Source organism: Flavobacterium ginsengiterrae (assembly GCF_039539785.1).
In the GTDB taxonomy this organism is placed as follows: domain Bacteria; phylum Bacteroidota; class Bacteroidia; order Flavobacteriales; family Flavobacteriaceae; genus Flavobacterium; species Flavobacterium ginsengiterrae.
On sequence record NZ_BAABDU010000003.1, the window covers coordinates 1027355 to 1046322 of the forward strand.

The window sequence follows — 18968 nt, forward strand, 5'->3', positions numbered from 1 at the left end:
GGCTAAAAATTTTTTTGGAAGACAACGAACTGTAGAGGCGCACCGCGGTGCGTCTTACGTCAGATTGTCTACAAAGTTTTAACACATAGAAAATAAATTTCAATCTATGTGGATATACGTTGCGTTAGACGCACTGCGGTGCGTCTCTACAAAGCAACTTTGTGATTATTCTAACTCTAAAATTACAGCCGATTTTGGCTCCAATGTAATTTCAGAACTTAAATCGAATGTTTTTCCTGTAATAACATCTTTTCCAGATTTAAAGTTTTTGATGTTTTCTTTAAAACGGTTTGTTTTTACTGTTTGCTCTTTTGCATTGTTATTGAAAACGACCATAACAGTTTTTGCATCTGTATATCTAAAATATACATATGTGTTGTTTTCAGGAATATAATGTGTCATTTTTCCGAAGTGAACCGCTTCGTTTGTTTTTCTCCAGTTGAATAATTTTGAAGTGAAATCAAAGTAAGCTGCTTGTTGCGCTGTTCTGCCTTCTTTTGTGAAAGCATTGTTTTTATCGCCAGCCCATCCGCCTGGGAAATCCTGACGAATATCAGCGTCGCCTCCTTTACCTTTATCTCCGCCCATTCCGATTTCTGAACCGTAATAAATCTGAGGAATTCCACGTACAGTTGCCAATAAAGTCATGGCCAGTTTGTATTTCGGAAGATCATATTTAAACTTATCATTCATACGGTCTGTATCGTGATTTTCGCTGAAAACCAAAATATTATTGGTATTTGGATATAGAAAATCCATTGCAAAATTGTTGTAGAATTTAATCAATCCGCTGTCCCAGTTTGGTTCGTCTTCGTTGAAAGCCGAAGTTATCTGACTTTGAAGCGTAAAATCCATTACACTTGGAAGGTTCGAATTGTAGTTTTCAATAGCTCCAACTTTACTGTCTTTCTGCCAAAACGCTAAATTCGCCTGATTGTGCATCCAGATTTCACCCACAATGTTAAAGTTCGGATATTCTGTTGTAATTGCTTTTGCCCAATTGGCCATTGCAGTTTTGTCTGAGTAGTTATAAGTGTCTACACGGAAACCATCCAAATTGGCAAATTCAATCCACCAAATGGCATTTTGTGTTAAGTATTTTGCCACAAGCGGATTTCTTAGATTTAAGTCTGGCATAGAAGGCACGAACCAACCGTCAACACAAACTTCCTGATCTGTTTTTGAGGCGTGAATATCTGTAATTACTTCACGTCTGTGGTGTGTTTGAGTGAAAGTTTCAAATTGGTTGAACCAAGTTTTGGTTGGAATATCTTTCATCATCCAATGTGTGATTCCCCAGTGATTGGTTACGTAATCCATAACCAATTTCATATTCTTCTTGTGCATTTCTGCAGAAAGGCGAGCGTAATCGTCATTCGTTCCATAACGCGGATCGATTTTGTAAACATCAGATTGTCCGTACGTGTGGTACGAATGCTGTTTGTCATTGTCTTCACATAATGGCGTGCTCCAGATTGTTGTTGCACCAAGAGACGAAATGTAATCTAAGTTTTTGATAATTCCTTCGATATCGCCGCCGTGACGTCCGCTTGGATCCTGACGGTTTCCTTTTTCGGTTAAAACAGGGTCACTGTCGTTTTTAGGATTTCCGTTTGCAAAACGATCCGGCATAATTAAGTACATCATGTCTGATGCGTCGTAACTTTTTCTGTCGGCAGAATTGGCTCTTCTTTCTTTAAGCGAATATTTTTGAGTGAAAGCAACTTTGTTTTTCAATTTAAAAGAAAAAGTAAGTTCTGAAGCTTTAAGATTTTGTGTGTCGATGGTAATGAAAACGTAGTTAGGGTTTTCTGTTTTTTCTACATTTTTAATAGCAACATTGTTAGAAACAGAAGCTTCGTATTGTGCAATGTTTTTTCCGTAGAACATAATCTGTAGTTCAGGATTTTTCATTCCGGCGTACCAGAAAGGCGGTTCTACTTTTTGGATTTGCGCTTTCGCGGAAGCGGAAAACAACAAAACTAAAAGGATTAGTTTGTAGATAAGTGATGTTTTTTGGTTTTTCATAGTGAAGTAAAATTTAAACCATATAAGAAATGTAAGAACATTTAAGGCAAAACTGGGGGATTTCTATTTAAATGGACTTACATTTCTTATATGGTTAATTTAAATTATTTCGTTTCAATAATGCTGATCGCATATCCTCCTCCAGGAGCAGAAAACTGAGATAATTTTGATTTATTAGTTACAGCAATTTTCTTGATCGTATAAGACTGCGGATTTGTTTTGTAATGCGCATCTTTTGCATCAGCATAAATTGTAGCTGTGTATTTTTTACCTTTTTCAAGGAAACTGAAATCGATGTTTGATGTGCGTGGAGTTTCTCCGTTTACGTTTCCAACGAACCAGTTGTTTGTTCCTTTTGCTTTACGAGCAACTGTGATAAAATCTCCAGGCTCAGCCTCGATATATTTACTTTCTGACCAGTCTACAGCCACATCTTTAATGAATTGGAAAGCATCTGGAAAACGATTGTAGTTTTCTGGAGTATCAGCAGCCATTTGTAACGGGCTGTACATCGTCACGTATAAAGCCAATTGGTTAGCCAAAGTACTGTTTACATGCGATTTGTTATCAGGATTCATTTTGCTGATATCCATTTCGAAGATTCCAGGCGTGTAATCCATTGGACCTCCGATTAATCTTGTAAAAGGTAAAACAGTCACGTGATTTGGTTTAGAACCTCCAAAAGCTTGGTATTCTGTTCCTCTTGCTGCTTCGTTTCCAATTAAGTTTGGATACGTTCTTGCAATTCCTGTTGGACGAACGGCTTCGTGAGCGTTTACCATAATTTTGTAATCAGCTGCTTTTTCGATTGCGTATTGGTAGTGGTTTACAATCCATTGGCTGTAATGGTTTTCACCTCTTGGTAAAATATCACCTACGTAACCGCTTTTTACAGCATCGTATCCGTTATCGTTCATGAATTTGTAAGCTGCATCCATGTGGCGCTCGTAGTTACGAACAGATCCTGAAGTTTCGTGGTGCATGATGATTTTTATACCTTTAGATTTTGCGTATTCGTGAAGACCTTTCACATCAAAATCTGGGTATGGCGTTAAGAAATCAAAAACATAATCTTTAGAATGTCCGAACCAGTCTTCCCAGCCTTCGTTCCATCCTTCAACTAAAACAGCATCGAAACCATTTGCAGCAGCGAAGTCAATGTATTTTTTTACGTTAGCATTGTTTGCACCATGCGTTCCGTTTGGTTTTGCTTTTGCGAAATCTGTAACTCCTAATTGAACTGTTGGATAATCATTTGTGTATGACCAAGAGCTTTTTCCAGTAATCATTTCCCACCAAACACCAATATATTTTACTGGTTTAATCCAAGAAGTATTATCGATTTTTGAAGGATCATTTAAGTTGTATGTCATTTTTGAAGCTAAGATTTCTCTAGCATCATCGCTCACGATAATCGTTCTCCAAGGAGAATGATTTGGCGCTTGCATGTGACCTTTATCTCCTTTTGCATCTGGCGTTAACCAAGATTCGAAAACTAAGTTTTTATCATCTAAATTCAAGTGCATACAAGAATAATCAATCAAAGCTGCTTCGTGCAGGTTGATGTAGATTCCGTCAGCTGTTTTTAACATCAAAGAAGTCTGAACTCCTGTTGGCGAAAAAGACTTTTGAGAAACGTTTGCTGTATATGCTTTTTGAGATAAACCTCTGATTTCTGATAATTTCGATTTTGTGTAATCGTATTCCTGAGTATCATAATCTCCAGGAATCCAGAAAGCCGTATGATCTCCAGTCATTGCAAATTGAGATCTTTCTTCTTTGATTACGAAGTAAGTAAGATTCTTTTGTGCTGGAAATTCATAACGGAAACCTAAACCATCATCAAACAAACGAAAACGAATTACGATTTGTCTGTCGGTACTTTTTTGGTTTAAAGTAACTGCTAATTCATTATAATGATTTCTGATATGGTCCACTTCTCCCCAAACCGGTTTCCAGGTTTCATCAAAAGTTGAAGTTTTGGTGTCAGCAATTGTAAAGTCATTTAATAAAGATTTTTTGTCGTCCTTAAGTTCAAGACCCAATTTACTGGTTTTTACAACTTCTTTGTTTTTGTATTTTAAATTGTAAGTTGGAGTTCCATCGCTTTGAAGCGAAAATTCCATTACGAACTTTCCTTCGGGCGATTTTAATTGCTGTGCTTTAGCAATTGTGCTAACCGCAAACAGAACTAAACTTGCGAAAAATAAGTTTTTCATGTTTTTTAGATTTTTAGAGTATTGTAATTTAATTTATTTGTACAAATTTACTTGCAATTTCAGGATTTCCGTTAACGATAATTGTTAAATCTTGATCGCCGTCAACAGTAAAAGTTGTTTCGTTATGATTTACAGCAACTTTCAGAATTTGATTTCTGAAATTGATTTTAAATGAATACCCTTTCCATTCTTTTGGAATTTTTGGAGAGAAATGAAGCTGGTCGTTTTTCACGCGCATTCCTCCAAAGCCTTCCACGATACTCATCCATGTACCAGCCATTGACGTGATATGACAACCTTCTTCAACTTCTTTATTATAATCATCTAAATCTAGACGTGACGTTCTTAAATAAAAGGTATATGCCATGTCCATTTTATCTAAAACTGCAGCTTGAATCGAGTGTACGCAAGGTGAAAGCGAACTTTCGTGCACCGTAAATGATTCGTAAAACTCGAAATTGCGTTTTAATTCTTCTTTCGAAAAATGGTCTTCGAAGAAATAGAAACCTTGTAAAACGTCTGCTTGTTTGATGTATGGTGAACGTAAAACGCGATCCCAAGACCATTTCTGGTTGATTGGTCTTTGTGAACGATCTAAATCTTTTACTGGAACTAAATCTTTGTCTAAGAAACCGTCTTGTTGTAAATAAACACCCAATTCTTCTGAAACTGGGAAATACATATCATCGGCAACTTTTTTCCATTCTTTAATTTCTTCAGACGAAAGATTTACTTTGTCTAAAACTCTTTTATGATCTGATGGATATTCTTTAGCTACTTTTTCAATTTGTTCAGCAGTAAAATCAATACACCATTTTGCAATATAATTGGTGTAGAAGTTATTGTTGATGTTGTTTTCGTATTCGTTTGGACCTGTAACACCAAGAATTACGTACTGATTTTTATCTTTAGAAAAAGAAGCTCTCTGATGCCAAAAACGAGCAATTCCGATTAAAACTTCTAATCCTTTTTCTGGAATATAAGAGTAATCTCCCGTGTAGCGGTTGTAGTTGTAAATCGCAAAAGCAATCGCTCCATTTCTGTGGATTTCTTCGTGTGTGATTTCCCATTCGTTATGACATTCTTCACCATTCATGGTAACCATTGGATAAAGAGCTGCACCATTTTTGAAACCTAAATTGTCTTTCGCATTTTCAATCGCTTTGTCCAATTGATTGTAACGATACGTTAATAAGTTTCTTGCAACCTGCTGATCTTTTGTTGCCATATAAAATGGAATACAATACGCCTCAGTATCCCAATAAGTTGATCCGCCGTATTTTTCTCCAGTGAAACCTTTTGGACCAATATTTAATCGGCTGTCTTTTCCTGAATAGGTTTGATTTAATTGGAAGATGTTGAAACGAATTCCCTGCTGTGCCTTAACATCGCCTTCGATAGTGATATCTGACATTTCCCAGATTTTTGCCCAAGCATCAATTTGGTTTTGAAGCAAGGTTTCGTAACCTAAAGCAACAGCAGATTTAATTACTTTTTCGGCTCCGGTCAAAGTATTTTCATGGTTTAAAGAAACCGTGTAACCTCCAATTTTTTGGATTGTTGAGGTTTGTCCTTTTGCAATAATAGTTCCGTAAGTATACTGAACTTTATCTGTTGTAGAGTCGATTGTTGAAGGCGAAATATGTGCATCTTCACCATTTGCCAAAATCGTATTGTGCATGAAAGTTGTAACTTTAAAATGCGTTTTGAAAGTCTGCGCTGTTACAAAAGCTTCGTTTGTGCCTTTTTTAACTTCCAAAGGTTCCCAGAATTTTTCTTCCCAGTTGGCATCTTCGTTGGTAACTCCAGCGTCGATGTACGGTTTGTAAACGATTTTTGCATCTTTGTTTAAAGGTGTAATATCGTATTTGATCACTCCGGCTTCGTCTAAATCCATTGAAAGAAAACGACGGATATTTACCGCGATTTCTGTTCCATTTTTCAAAACAGCTTCAAAAGAACGGTTGTACCAACCTTCTTTCATATTCAATTCTCTGCGGAAGTTTCTAACCTCTGTACATGTGTTCAAATCCAGATTTTCTTCGTTGATTTTTACGTCGATTCCAATCCAGTTTGGCGCGTTTAATACTTTAGCGAAATATTTCGGATATCCGTTTTTCCACCAGCCCACTTTTGTTTTGTCTGGATAATAAATTCCGGCAATGTAACTTCCCTGAAAAGTTTCGCCCGAATAGCTTTCTTCAAAATTAGCACGCTGTCCCATTGCACCGTTCCCGATGCTGAAAAGACTTTCAGACGATTTTACTCTCTCGGCATCAAATCCTTCTTCTATTACGGACCAATTGTCTGGTTTTATATAATCTTGATTCATTTGTTTTTAAAGTGTTTTTTGTGATTTATGATTGCTTCGCCAATTCGAGCAAAGCTCTCGGGTGATTGATGAATGATTTTTTTGAATTAGAAAATGTGCCAATTTGATAATTAGATAATTGTCTCAAAAGTGAATTATCTAATTGTCGCATTATCTCATTTACTAATTAATTCGTTAATAAAGCTTGTTTCGATTTGGGTAAAATCTTTAAAAATGAAATCAGCTTCATGTAAAATTGTTTCCTCACCAATTCCCACACTTACCATTTCTGCAATATTCGCTGCCTGAATTCCGGCAACAGAATCTTCAAATACAATTGAATTTTTTGGATCAATGTTTAATAACTGAGCCGCTTTTAAGAAAACTTCCGGATCTGGTTTTGCATTGGTAACGTCGTTTCCGTCAACAATAACATCGAAGTAAGACAGAATCCCTGTTTTTTCTAAAATAGGTCTTGCATTTTTACTGGCAGAGCCCAATGCAATTCCCTGGTTTTTCTCTTTTAATAGTTTTAGGACTTTTAAAACCCCTGGAAGAATCTCACTTTCATCCATGTCAACTAAATAAGATAAGTATTCTTCATTTTTCTGGATTAACCATTTGTCTTTGTCTTCTTGAGAAGCTTCAACATTTCCTAATCCTAAAATGATATCTAAAGAACGAACACGACTCACTCCTTTAAGAAGTTCGTTGTCTTCGTGTGTAAAATTTATATTTAATTCCTGAGCGATTTTCTGCCAGGCTAAAAAGTGATATTTGGCGGTGTCTACGATTACTCCGTCAAGATCGAATATGAATGCTTTTTTCATATAAGTAGTGTGATTCTTATTTATGATTTAATATTGATGTCGTCTACGTCTTTAACTTTATAAACCAATGCTGCAGCAATTAAAAAGCTGACACCGCTGGTAATCAAAGCATAAATGGCATCGCCATTATAAAGATATTTTACAATTGGACCGCCAATAAGTGCGTTTACAATCTGCGGAATTACAACAAAGAAGTTGAAGATTCCCATGTAAACACCCATTTTTTTAGGCGTAATAGATCCTGCAAGAATAGCGTATGGCATTGCCAAAATACTTGCCCAAGCCACGCCGATTAAAACCATAGGAAGTACAACCCAGTCTTCATTAGGCATAAAATAAATAGAAATTAATCCGATTCCTCCAATGACTAAAGAGAGAGAATGTGTTGATTTTCGTCCGATTTTTTTAGCGATGTACGGCAGGAAAAACAGAGCGATAATTGCCGAAACTAAATTGTAAACACCAAATAGAATTCCAACCCAGTCGCCTGCATCTTGATATTGCTGACTTGAAGTGTCTTCTAAAGGCAAACCGTAAATGTGATGTGCAATAGCCGGAGTGGTAAAAACCCACATTCCGAATAACCCAAACCATGAAAAAAACTGCACCCAGCTAAGCTGACGCATGGTAGTTGGCATTTTTGCAAAATCAGTAAAAATGTCTGTAAGTTTTGATTTTTCTTCTTCTTTAACTTCTTCCTCATTTTGAGGATCTTCAAATTGAGCCAATTCTTCTGGCGAATATTCTTTTGTAGAAAATAAAGTCACCAAAATTGAACCGATTAAAACGGCAGCACCAATTATGAAAGACAAAGTTAAATTTAATGGTACGCTTCCTGGAACTGAACTGTTTGATACACCAAAATATTTCGTTAAGATGTAAGGAAGTGCTGAACCAATTACGGCTCCAAAACCAATTAGTGAAGTTTGAATACTAAAACCCGCAGTACGCTGATCTGTTCTTAAATTATCTCCAACTAAAGCACGGAAAGGTTCCATAGCAATATTGAAAGAGGCATCCATGATCATTAACATTCCGGCTCCAACCCATAAAGCGGGTAAAACAGAAATGAAAATATTGGCTTGCGGCATTAAAATTAATCCTACCGAAGCTAAAATGGCTCCCACTAAAAAGAAAGGTTTTCGTCTTCCGAATCTTCCCCAGGTTTTATCGCTGTAATGACCAATAATCGGCTGTACTATTAATCCCATAAGGGGAGCAATAATCCAGAACCACGAAAGTTCATGTACGTCGGCACCAAAAATTTGAAGAATTCTGCTGGCATTTGCATTCTGAAGTGCAAACCCCATTTGTATTCCTAAGAAACCGAAACTCATGTTCCAAATTTCCCAGAAACTTAATTTACGCTTTTCCATTATCGTAATTTGAAAAATTATACGATAAGCGCTTTGCTTATCAAAACTTGCTGTTTTTTTCGAAGTAAAACTAAAAGCCTTGACGGGCGTAAAAGTATAAATTATTTTTTTATTAATGCTAATAAAAAAGCCATAAAAATTATTTATGGCTTTGTAATAAGTTGATTTTTATAATTTTAGTCAGTAGATTCTCTTTTTATGAGGTGTGTTTCTATAACTTCTGTGATGTAATTTTCTGTATGTTCTTCATCATCATCTTCTTCGGCTTCAATTCTTTCAATTAGCATTTTAGCTGCTTTGTTTCCCATTTTTTCACCGCTTTGGCTTACGGTTGTAATGGTTGGAGTAGAGTATTTTGAAATTATTCCGTCTGTAAATGCGATAACCGCAATATCATCAGGAACTTTTAATCCCATTTTATTAGCTGTTTTGATAATAGTTACAGCAAAAAGTTCGTTTACAGCAAAAACAGCATCAAAGGCTCTTTCGTGTAAAAGCTGACTTATGGTTATTTCGCAGGTTTCTACATCTTCAATTTTTATGATCAAATCTTCGTTAAAAGGAATTCCGTTGTCAAGAAGTGCTTTTTCGTACCCGTCAGTTCTTAGTTTTCCAACACTTACATAATCTACAGTAGTTACAAGAGCAATCTTTTTGCGGCCATTATCTATTAGACTTTGAACAGCTTCATAAGCAGCAGCTTTGTCATCAATAATGACTTTATCGCATAAAATGTCATTGGTAACACGATCAAACATTACTACAGGCATTCCCTGATTAATAACTTCTGTGATATGATGAAAGTCGCCTTTAAACTGTGTTTCTTTAGAAAGCGACATGATAAAACCATCGATGCTTCCGTTGGCAAGCATTTCCATATTTAGAACTTCTTTATCGAAAGAATCGTCTGAAACACAGATTACTACACTGTATCCGTATTCGTTTGCAACCTGTTCAATTCCGTTAATTACTGTAGAGAAAAAATAATGTACAATTTCCGGAATGATAATGCCAATACTTTTGGTTTTTCGGTTTTTTAAACTAAGTGCAATGTTGTTTGGCTTGTAGTTGTAAAACTTCGCAAAAGCCTGAACTTTTAGTCTTGTTTCTTCGCCAATTTCAAGACTGTTTCTAAGTGATTTTGAGACAGTTGAAATTGATACGTCTAGTTCCTTTGCAATCTGTTTTAGGGTTATTTTACGTTTCATGGCAGGGATTGAAAAAAATCTAATTAATAATAAAGGTATCTGAAATTTTTATAATTGACAATTTTCATACGAAAAGATTACAAAAAATAGAAAGTTTTCAACACTACCACGTTTTCGTAAAGCAATAAAAATTGTGTCTGGTCGAGCATGTTAATAAATTCATAATTTTGAAATTCGAAGTAAAATTAAAAACTTAACTAACAATCACAAACTCAAACTAATTTAAACAAAAAGTATGAAAACAATTTACAAAAAGTTGTTATTTTTATTCCTATTGTTGCCGTTTACAGTGTTAGCTCAAAACACTTTAAGCGGGACTGTTGTCGATAAAGCAACAGGTCAGCCAATACCAGGAGTAAATGTAAATGTACAAGGTGCGCCAAATGGAGCATCAACAGGATTTGATGGTAATTACCAGCTGTCAAATGTTAAAAACGGAAGTAAAATCGTTGTTTCTTTTATTGGATACAAAACGCAAACGATTGATTTTGCCGGACAAAAAACATTAAACGTTTCTTTAGAAGAAGATACTAACCAATTGCAGGAAGTTGTAGTACAAGTGGGTTACGGTACTGTTAAGAAAAAAGACGCAACAGGATCTGTTTCTCAAATTTCTGCTAAAGAATTCAATAAAGGTATCAACGTAACTCCAGAGAGTTTGATTGGAGGACGTATTGCCGGTGTGAATGTTGTTGGAGGAGGAGCTCCGGGAGCAAAAGCAGATATTAGAATTCGTGGAGGATCTTCTTTAAGTGCTTCTAACGATCCATTAATTATCTTAGACGGACTTCCTTTAAGCAATGCTGTTCCAAGTGGTGCGACAAGTATTCTTTCTACTATTGATCCTAATGATATTGAGTCATTTACAGTTCTTAAAGATGCTTCTGCAGCAGCTATTTACGGTTCTCGTGCAGCAAATGGGGTAATTGTAATTACAACTAAAAAAGGAACTAAAGGTGGTGTAAAAGTTAACTTTAGCTCACAAGTTGGTGTTAATACAATCGCTAATACAGTTGATGTTTTAAATGCAGATCAATTCCGTAATTTGGTAAACACATTAGGAAATGAAGAGCAAAAAGCAACAATGGGAACTGCAAGTACTAACTGGCAGAAAGAAATTTTCCATACTGCATTAACAACAAATAATAACATCTCTGTAAGTGGTGCATTATTCAATAAATTACCAGTACGTTTATCTGTTGGAAATGTTGATAATCCTGGAATCTTAAGAAACACTTCTTTTGAAAGAACTACGACATCGATATCGTTAAACCCAGTGTTATTTGACAATCACTTAAAAATTGATATTAGCGGAAATCTATCTTTCAGCAAAAATCAATTTCAGGATGAAAATGCTGTTATTGGTTCAGCAATTAGTTTTGATCCGACGCAGTCTCCTTATCAGGCGGGTTCTCGTTATGGAGGATATTTTGAATGGTTAGAACCAAACGGAAATATTGCATTATTACCAGCTAAAAACCCAGTTGCAAGATTGAACCAAGAGGATAAAAGATCTAAATCTACCAGAAAATGGGGTAACATCAGCTTAGATTATAAATTCCATTTCTTCGAAGATTTAAGATTTGTTGCCGAAGCTGGTATTGATAGATTTGACAGCAGCGGTTATAACAGACAAAGTACAGAGAGTATTCTAGGATTTCAACCAGTTCCTTTTACCGGAGTAGGTTATGTGAATTTAGGGAACTATGATACTTATACTGATGATCTTCAAAATAAAAACTTAAATACCTATTTTGTATATACTAAAAATTTAGGAAAACTTAAATTAGACGCTACAGCTGGATATAACTACCAATTGTTTCAAAAAGAAAAATACCAATCAGGAGCGCTTACACAGCCAGTTGAAACTAGAAATGAAGATGTTATCACTGATCCAGATATCAATTTACAGTCTTATTTTGGTCGTTTAAATTTAGGTTGGGATAGTAAATATTTATTGACTTTAAATTACAGAAGAGACGGAACATCTCGTTTTTCTGAAGAAAATAGATGGGGTAACTTTATGGGAGGTGCTTTTGCATGGAATATTGCTGAAGAGGCTTTCTTAAAAGATAATGCTACGCTTTCTACTTTAAAATTAAGAGTTGGTTATGGTACAACAGGGCAGCAGGATATTTCTGCACAGTATGATTATTTAAGAAGGGTAACTCTAGGCACAGTTGGTACACAGTATGTATTTAACGGTGTTGTTTACAGAACAGCGAGACCTGAAGGGTATAACCAAAATATTAAATGGGAAGAATTGGCTGAGATGAACATCGGGGTTGATTTTGGATTTCTAAACGATAGAATTACGGGTTCGCTTAACTATTTTGACAAAAAATCAACTGACTTATTAGCAGACGTATTAGTGCCAGATGGTGCTAACTTAAGAAACCAAGGATTCAACAATATTGGTAACTTAAGAACAAAAGGTCTTGAATTCAGTCTTCAGTCAGATATTATCAAAAAAGATAATTTGACTTGGAATGTTGCTGTTAATGCTACTTATTTAGATCAGAAAATTGAAAGTTTAGGACAAACTGTTCCTGGTTTCCAAGGTTACGAAGTTGGTGATAACATTCAAGGAGGAAATGGAAACAAAATATTGATTAATACAGTTGGATATGCTCCAAACTCATTCTTTGTGTACGAGCAATTATATGATGCTAATAAAAAACCAATTGCGGGTGCTTATGTAGACAGAAATGGAGATGGTAAAATTGATGCATCTGATCGTTACAGATACAAAAAACCAACTGCAGATTATACATTTGGTTTATTCTCTACTTTAAACTACAAAAAGTTTGATTTTACAATGAACTGGAGAGCAAGTTTAGGAAATTACATCTTTGATAACGTAAATTCTAACTTAGGCTATTCAGATCAGGCTTTGAGAAGAGATCATGATTTATCTAATCTTAGCGCGGATTATTTGAACACAGGTTTTAAATTTGAAGATAATGGTACACAACGTTACTTGTCTAACTATTATATAAAAGATGCTTCTTTTATTAAATTGGATAATGTTACAATTGGCTATACTTTAGATAAAGCTTTATTAAAAGCAGCTTCATTGAGATTCTCTGCTGGTGTTCAAAATGTTTTTGTACTTACAAAATATGATGGATTAGATCCGGAGAAATTCAACGGAATAGACGGTAATGTTTACCCAAGAGCGAGAACATTCTTGTTTGGAGTAAATGCAAGTTTCTAATAGTACATTGAAAAACAAATTTTAAAACATACAAAATGAAAATATCATTTAAATATATATCTTATTTTTTCCTATTCATTCTAGGAATAAGTATGACGTTGACTTCGTGTACTGACGATTTAAACGTGACCCCAAAGGATGATGATGAGTTTTTATCTGAAACCTTTTTCCAAGATCCGGCATCTTACAAGCAAGTATTAGCAAAATTATACGCTGGTTTATATGTAGGAGGTAATGATGGTGATGGAGCTGCTGATATATCTGGTTTAGGTGGGGATTTTAGCAGTTACTTACGTTTACTTTTTGTAACTCAAGAGCTTCCAACAGATGAGGCGGTTATTGCATGGGCAGATGGTACTTTACCAACATTAAATACGCAGACTTGGTCTCCTGTAAATGAGTTCTTATACGGAACTTACTCTAGAGCATCGTATCATATTAGTTTGGCAAATGAGTTTTTAAGACAAACTACGGATGAAAAATTAGAAGCAAGAGGTGTTGATGCAAGTCTAAAAGGGGAAATTGCAACCTTTAGAGCAGAAGCTCGTTTCTTAAGGGCATTTTCTTATGTTAATTTAATGGACTTATTTGGTAATGTGCCTATTACAACAGAAGCTGATCCAGTAGGGTTCTTTTATCCAGAGCAAAAAACAAGAGCAGAAGTTTTTGCTTTTGTAGAATCTGAATTGAAAGATTTAGATGGTAGTCTTCCAGCTGCAAGAGCAAATGAATATGGTAGAATTGATAAAGTTGCAGCTAAATTTTTATTAGCGCAAATTTATTTAAACTCTAAAGTATATACTGGAACAGAAAGAAATAATGAAGTAGCTACTTTGTGTAGTGAAATCATTAATTCAGGATATACATTTGCAAATGTTCCTTATGCTTATTTATTTTCAGCAGATAATGACAAAAATGGAGCTCAGAATGAATTTATATTCCCAATCATTAGTGATGGTGTTGCTATTAGAGCAACAGGTGGAGGTATGAGTTTTATTCTTCATGCTTCAATTGGAGGAAGTATGGATGCAGCTTCAAGAGGAATGGATGGTGGATGGCAGGGAACTAGAACTCGTAAAGAGTTTGTTGCACTTTTCCCTGATGTAACTGGTACTGGAGATAAAAGAGGTACATTCTATACAGATGGACAAGCTCTGGATATTACTAATATATCAACATTTACAGATGGTTATGCTGTAACAAAATATATTAATAAAAAAGCAGATGGTTCAGCTGCTCAAAGAGCTGATATTCCAGATACAGATTTCCCAATGTTCAGAATTTCAGATGCTTATTTAATGTATGCAGAAGCAGTTGTAAGAGGTGCTAGTACAGGTAATATAGGAACTGCGGTTGGTTATATTAATCAAATCAGAACTAGAGCAGAAGCAACACAAATATCAAGTGCAGATTTAACTCTTGATTTTCTGTTAGCAGAAAGAGGACGAGAATTATTCTGGGAGTGCCATAGAAGAACAGATTTAATTCGTTTTGGAAAATTTACAGGAGGTTCTAAAATCTGGCAATGGAAAGGTGGAACAATGAATGGTGGAGCAACAGAATCTTTTAGAGATTTAATGCCAATTCCTGCTAAAACAATTCAGGCAAATCCAACTTTGAAACAAAATCCTGGTTATTAATATTTATATAAAATAGTAATATGAAAAATATATATAAAATTTTAATCGCGTTTATTGGTGTATTAGCGGTTTCATGTAATGCTGATGCTGTAGATGAAAGACCAGTTCTGGATTCTGTTACAATACCTGAGATTACTGCACCAGCAACAGGACAAACTTATGTTTTGGATGTTGAAAAAGCGCAAGAAGAAGCAGTTAAGATTACTTGGTCAGCTGCGGAATATTCAACAGATGTAGTAATAAAATATACTTTGTTGATTGATAAAAAAGGAGGAGACTTTACTGCAGCAAAAACGCTTGCTGCTACAACCAATCTTACTGAAGCTTCAATTTTAGCAAAAGATTTAAATCAAGCTGCAATTGATCTTGGTGGTAAGCCAGAAGTTGCAGCAGATTATGATGTGAAAATTGCTTCAAATGTATCTGGAGGATTTGTACAAGTAGGAAAAGGTTTGATCTCAATTACTGTAACTCCTTATGTTGGCAAAGTTCCTTATGAATTTAATGACTGGTATTTAGTTGGAGATGCAACTGTTTCTGGATGGGATAATAATAAAGGAAATCAAATCCTGTTTAGAAGCGCTACAAATGCTAATGAATATAAATTTACAGGATTTTTTAAGGCGGGAGCATTTAAAGCAATTAAAAACTTAGGCAGCTGGGCGCCAATGTATGGTGGTAGTGGAGGCTCTTTAGCTTACAGAGCAACTGATGGCGATGCAGATCCTGCAAGTTTTGTAATTGCTGCAGATGGTTATTACACTTTCAAAATGGATGTTCAAAAGTTAACTTATACTTTAGAACCATACGCTGGTGGAGCAGGTGCTGCAACATATACAACTGTGGGGATTATAGGAAGTGCTACTGCTAAAGGATGGGATGCTTCTACTGCAATGGTAAAATCATCTTTCAATGCACACATTTGGACATTGGGCGTAACTTCACTTAATGATGGTGAAATGAAATTCAGAGCAAATGACGCCTGGGATGTTTCATGGGGAGGTAAAACTGCTTTCTCTGGTGGAGGAACTGGAGATAATATTCCAGTGGCAAAATCTAAATATCTAATTTATTTTAATGATTTAGACGGAAGTTATTTGATGATTCCAAATCAATAAAACTTCAGTTAATAACTGAAAAAGGGCTATCTGCTGGATAGCCCTTTTTTAATCAAACTAGCTAATCAAATAACCACACTGATTATGAAAAAAACTTTACTATCAATATTTTTATTGATGGCAGTAACTGTTTTTCCACAGGTTCAAACAGTAACTTATTCAATAAATCCAGCAACATTTGAAGATACAACGCCTATTACTATTACAATTAATGGAAACAGTATAAACGAAACTTCATGGGGAATTGCGGCAACTCATGCATTATATCTTTGGTCATGGTCTTATGATGTAAACGACGCCAATCAAATGGATTCTTCTTCTAACGGTTCCTGGACAGCCTCTGATGAAGCCAGCAAGTTTACTTATAATGCAGGAACAGATACTTACACTAAAACATTTACGCCTTCAGTATATTTCGGCAGAAACGGAATTGGAAGAATAGGATTTTTAGTGAAAGCAAAAGATGCAACCGGTGATAAAAAATCACAGGATATAACAGTCGAAGTGGGATCTTTTCAGGTCAGTCTGACTTCTCCAGTTGAAAACAGTACTACAATTATTGCTTCCGGTGCTAATTTTAATATTGCAGCAACCAATACCAATGGCGCTGCAAGTTATTCTTTAAAATCAAACGGAGCAGTAATAAATACCAATGCGAGTACAACAAACTATTCTTATTCTCATACTAACATAACAAATAATCAAACTTACGAGTTAAGTGTTACTCAGGCAGGAACTACAATTGTAAAGAAGTTTTCGGCAGTTGTTAATCCAAATACAGTTTCAGAAACAATGCCTGCAGGTTTAGCAGACGGAATTAATTACAATCCTGCTGATTTTACAAAAGCAACTTTGGTTCTGGATGCACCGCTTAAAGATTTTGTTTACGTTGCAGGAAGTTTCAATAACTGGCAGCCAACTTCGGCGTATGCCATGAAAAAAGATCCGGTTTCTGGAAAATTTTGGCTGGAATTAACCGGATTGGTTTCTGGGGTTAATAATACGTATCAATATTGGGTAGTTGATGCTACACCGCTGGCAAATTCTCCATCTCTTGTAAAAACTGCCGATCCATATTCAACTTTAGTATTATCTCCTTATGATGACCCTTGGATTCCTTCAGTAAATTATCCTAATATACCTGTTTATCCAGTGGGACAAACTTTTGAAGTTACTGTTTTAAGAACAGGTCAGACTCCATACAATTGGCAGGTACAAAATTTTACAAAACCCGAAAAAGAAAAATTAGTGGTTTATGAAGTTTTAGTTCGCGATTTTGATGCAGCGAGAAGTTATCAGAGTTTAATTGATAAAATAGATTATTTTAAAAATCTTAAAATAAATGCCATCGAATTAATGCCGGTTATGGAGTTCGAAGGAAACGAAAGCTGGGGTTATAATACTTCGTTTCATATGGCTTTGGATAAATTCTATGGGACTTCAGATAAACTTAAAGAATTTATCGATTTATGTCATCAAAACGGAATTGCTGTAATTCTGGACGTTGCCTTAAATCATGCATTTGGAAGAAACCCAATGGTAAGAATGTGGATGAATGATCCTGATGGCGACGGTTTTGGCTCACCAACAGCCGAAAATCCATATTTTAATACTGTAGCAAAACACAGTTATAATGTGGGTGAAGATTTTAATCATCAATCTGCAAAAACACAATATTATGTAGAAAGAGTTATTAAACAATGGATTCAGGAATATAAAATTGATGGTTTCCGATGGGATTTAACGAAAGGATTTACTCAGGCTTGTACCGCTTCTGACAATGCTTGTACAGATGCCTACCAGCAGGATCGAGTAGATATTTTGAAAAAATATGCTGATTATTCATGGAGTTTAGATCCAACACATTATACAATTTTTGAACATCTAGGTTCTGATGCCGAAGAAAAACAATGGGCAGATTATAAAGTTACAGAAACGCCAAGTAAAGGAATTATGATGTGGGGAAAAATGACAAATGAATACAATCAATTGTCAATGGGATATGCTTCAGATAGTAATATTTCGAGAATGCTGAGTTCAAATCGCGGTTTTGCTGCAAACCGTTTAATAGGTTATGCAGAAAGTCACGATGAAGAACGTTTGATGTATAAAAATGTACAATATGGAGCAGTAAATGGTTCTTATAGTGTCAAAGCATTAAATACTGCATTGGAAAGAATGTCAGCAGTTGGAGCTGTTTCATTATTAGTTCCCGGGCCAAAAATGATCTGGCATTTTGGAGAATTAGGCTGGGAAAATTCCATTTTTACATGTAATGATAATACCGTTAATACTGATTTTGATGCCATTGGCGGAGATTGTAAATTAGATACAAAACCACAGCCTCAATGGGTAAATAACTGGCTTGGCAATTCAAATCGCAGTAAAATTTACAACGATTGGGCAAAAATGATAACCTTAAAAAAGACAGAACCGGTGTTTTTAGGAACTGCCGTAATGACTAACGCAAATTCACTGACAGTAAATATTAAAATTACTAATGAAAGCCTGACTTCGGCACAATTAAAAGATGTGTTGATTCTGGCTAATTTTGATACAACGGCTCAAAATACTCCAACAGGTTTTCCGTATGCTGGAACGTGGTATAATTTAATGGATAATACTTCAATAAATGTTACCGATGTAAATGCGCCAATAAATTTACCAGCCGGCGAATACAGAATTTACGGAAACAAAACCGCAAATCTGGCTATTGAAGATTTTGAAAAAACAGCTGCGGTAAGTTTATTTCCAAATCCGGTTTCAAACTATTTTACTTTAAATACTGCTGTTGCAAAAGTTCAGATTTATTCAATATCAGGACAATTGGTTAAAACTTTTACATCAAATGAAAATGCTGATTTTCAATTTGGCGTAAGCGAATTACAAACAGGATTATATATAGTAAAAGCTGTAGATCAAAATCAGAAAACCCAAGTTATGAAGTTTATCAAAAAATAAACTTTAAAAATATATCGCTGACAGATTAAAAATTTGGTTTGGTTAGTAATGAGAAAGGGC

Annotated in this window: 10 protein-coding genes; 4 read left to right on the plus strand and 6 right to left on the minus strand. The window is 35.3% G+C overall.

Translation table 11 applies throughout. The features are described from left to right. Positions 1-165 precede the first annotated feature (165 nt). From ABD859_RS07380 to ABD859_RS07405, 6 genes are all read right to left on the minus strand, one after another. Positions 166-2028, minus strand: a complete 1863-nt coding sequence (locus tag ABD859_RS07380) for a glycoside hydrolase family 13 protein (protein WP_345142294.1) — start codon at positions 2026-2028, stop codon at positions 166-168. A gap of 104 nt (positions 2029-2132) precedes the next feature. Then, positions 2133-4247 (minus strand): glycoside hydrolase family 97 protein, encoded by a 2115-nt coding sequence (locus tag ABD859_RS07385; RefSeq protein WP_345142297.1) that lies wholly within the window; start codon positions 4245-4247, stop codon positions 2133-2135. A 28-nt stretch (positions 4248-4275) separates the two neighbouring features. Further along, the gene (locus ABD859_RS07390) at positions 4276-6579 is read right to left on the minus strand and encodes a glycoside hydrolase family 65 protein (RefSeq protein WP_345142300.1); all 2304 of its coding nucleotides are present in this window, start codon (positions 6577-6579) and stop codon (positions 4276-4278) included. A gap of 155 nt (positions 6580-6734) precedes the next feature. After that, positions 6735-7388, minus strand: coding sequence for a beta-phosphoglucomutase (pgmB, locus tag ABD859_RS07395; RefSeq protein ID WP_345142303.1), 654 nt, complete (start codon positions 7386-7388; stop codon positions 6735-6737). A gap of 20 nt (positions 7389-7408) precedes the next feature. Beyond that, positions 7409-8764: an MFS transporter gene (locus ABD859_RS07400; protein WP_345142306.1), complete on the minus strand. Its 1356-nt coding sequence runs from the start codon at positions 8762-8764 to the stop codon at positions 7409-7411. A 176-nt stretch (positions 8765-8940) separates the two neighbouring features. After that, entirely contained in the window at positions 8941-9972 is a 1032-nt protein-coding gene (locus ABD859_RS07405; RefSeq protein WP_345142309.1) for a LacI family DNA-binding transcriptional regulator, read from the minus strand. 235 nt (positions 9973-10207) lie between these two features. On the opposite strand from ABD859_RS07405, the gene ABD859_RS07410 reads away from it, so the two are divergent. The 4 genes from ABD859_RS07410 (at position 10208) to ABD859_RS07425 (ending at position 18908) form a co-directional block, all read left to right on the plus strand. Further along, positions 10208-13189, plus strand: coding sequence for a SusC/RagA family TonB-linked outer membrane protein (locus tag ABD859_RS07410; protein ID WP_345142312.1), 2982 nt, complete (start codon positions 10208-10210; stop codon positions 13187-13189). A 35-nt stretch (positions 13190-13224) separates the two neighbouring features. Next, complete coding sequence (locus ABD859_RS07415) at positions 13225-14829, plus strand: RagB/SusD family nutrient uptake outer membrane protein (RefSeq protein WP_345142315.1); 1605 nt, start codon at positions 13225-13227, stop codon at positions 14827-14829. Between the two features lie 20 nt (positions 14830-14849). Then, positions 14850-15947 carry a SusE domain-containing protein gene (locus ABD859_RS07420; RefSeq protein ID WP_345142318.1) on the plus strand — a complete coding sequence of 366 codons (1098 nt, stop codon included), beginning with the start codon at positions 14850-14852 and terminating at the stop codon, positions 15945-15947. A gap of 84 nt (positions 15948-16031) precedes the next feature. Further along, a complete protein-coding gene (locus tag ABD859_RS07425; RefSeq protein ID WP_345142321.1) occupies positions 16032-18908 on the plus strand; it encodes an alpha-amylase family glycosyl hydrolase in 2877 nt (958 codons plus the stop codon). The last annotated feature ends 60 nt before the right edge of the window (positions 18909-18968 follow it).

Bases quoted from the DNA above. Each gene is read 5' to 3' on its own strand.
- ABD859_RS07420 (WP_345142318.1), top strand. From the start codon at position 14,850: ATGAAAAATATATATAAAATTTTAATCGCGTTTATTGGTGTATTAGCG.
- ABD859_RS07380 (WP_345142294.1), bottom strand. From the start codon at position 2,028: ATGAAAAACCAAAAAACATCACTTATCTACAAACTAATCCTTTTAGTT.
- ABD859_RS07390 (WP_345142300.1), bottom strand. From the start codon at position 6,579: ATGAATCAAGATTATATAAAACCAGACAATTGGTCCGTAATAGAAGAA.
- pgmB (WP_345142303.1), bottom strand. From the start codon at position 7,388: ATGAAAAAAGCATTCATATTCGATCTTGACGGAGTAATCGTAGACACC.
- ABD859_RS07385 (WP_345142297.1), bottom strand. From the start codon at position 4,247: ATGAAAAACTTATTTTTCGCAAGTTTAGTTCTGTTTGCGGTTAGCACA.
- ABD859_RS07415 (WP_345142315.1), top strand. From the start codon at position 13,225: ATGAAAATATCATTTAAATATATATCTTATTTTTTCCTATTCATTCTA.
- ABD859_RS07400 (WP_345142306.1), bottom strand. From the start codon at position 8,764: ATGGAAAAGCGTAAATTAAGTTTCTGGGAAATTTGGAACATGAGTTTC.
- ABD859_RS07405 (WP_345142309.1), bottom strand. From the start codon at position 9,972: ATGAAACGTAAAATAACCCTAAAACAGATTGCAAAGGAACTAGACGTA.
- ABD859_RS07425 (WP_345142321.1), top strand. From the start codon at position 16,032: ATGAAAAAAACTTTACTATCAATATTTTTATTGATGGCAGTAACTGTT.
- ABD859_RS07410 (WP_345142312.1), top strand. From the start codon at position 10,208: ATGAAAACAATTTACAAAAAGTTGTTATTTTTATTCCTATTGTTGCCG.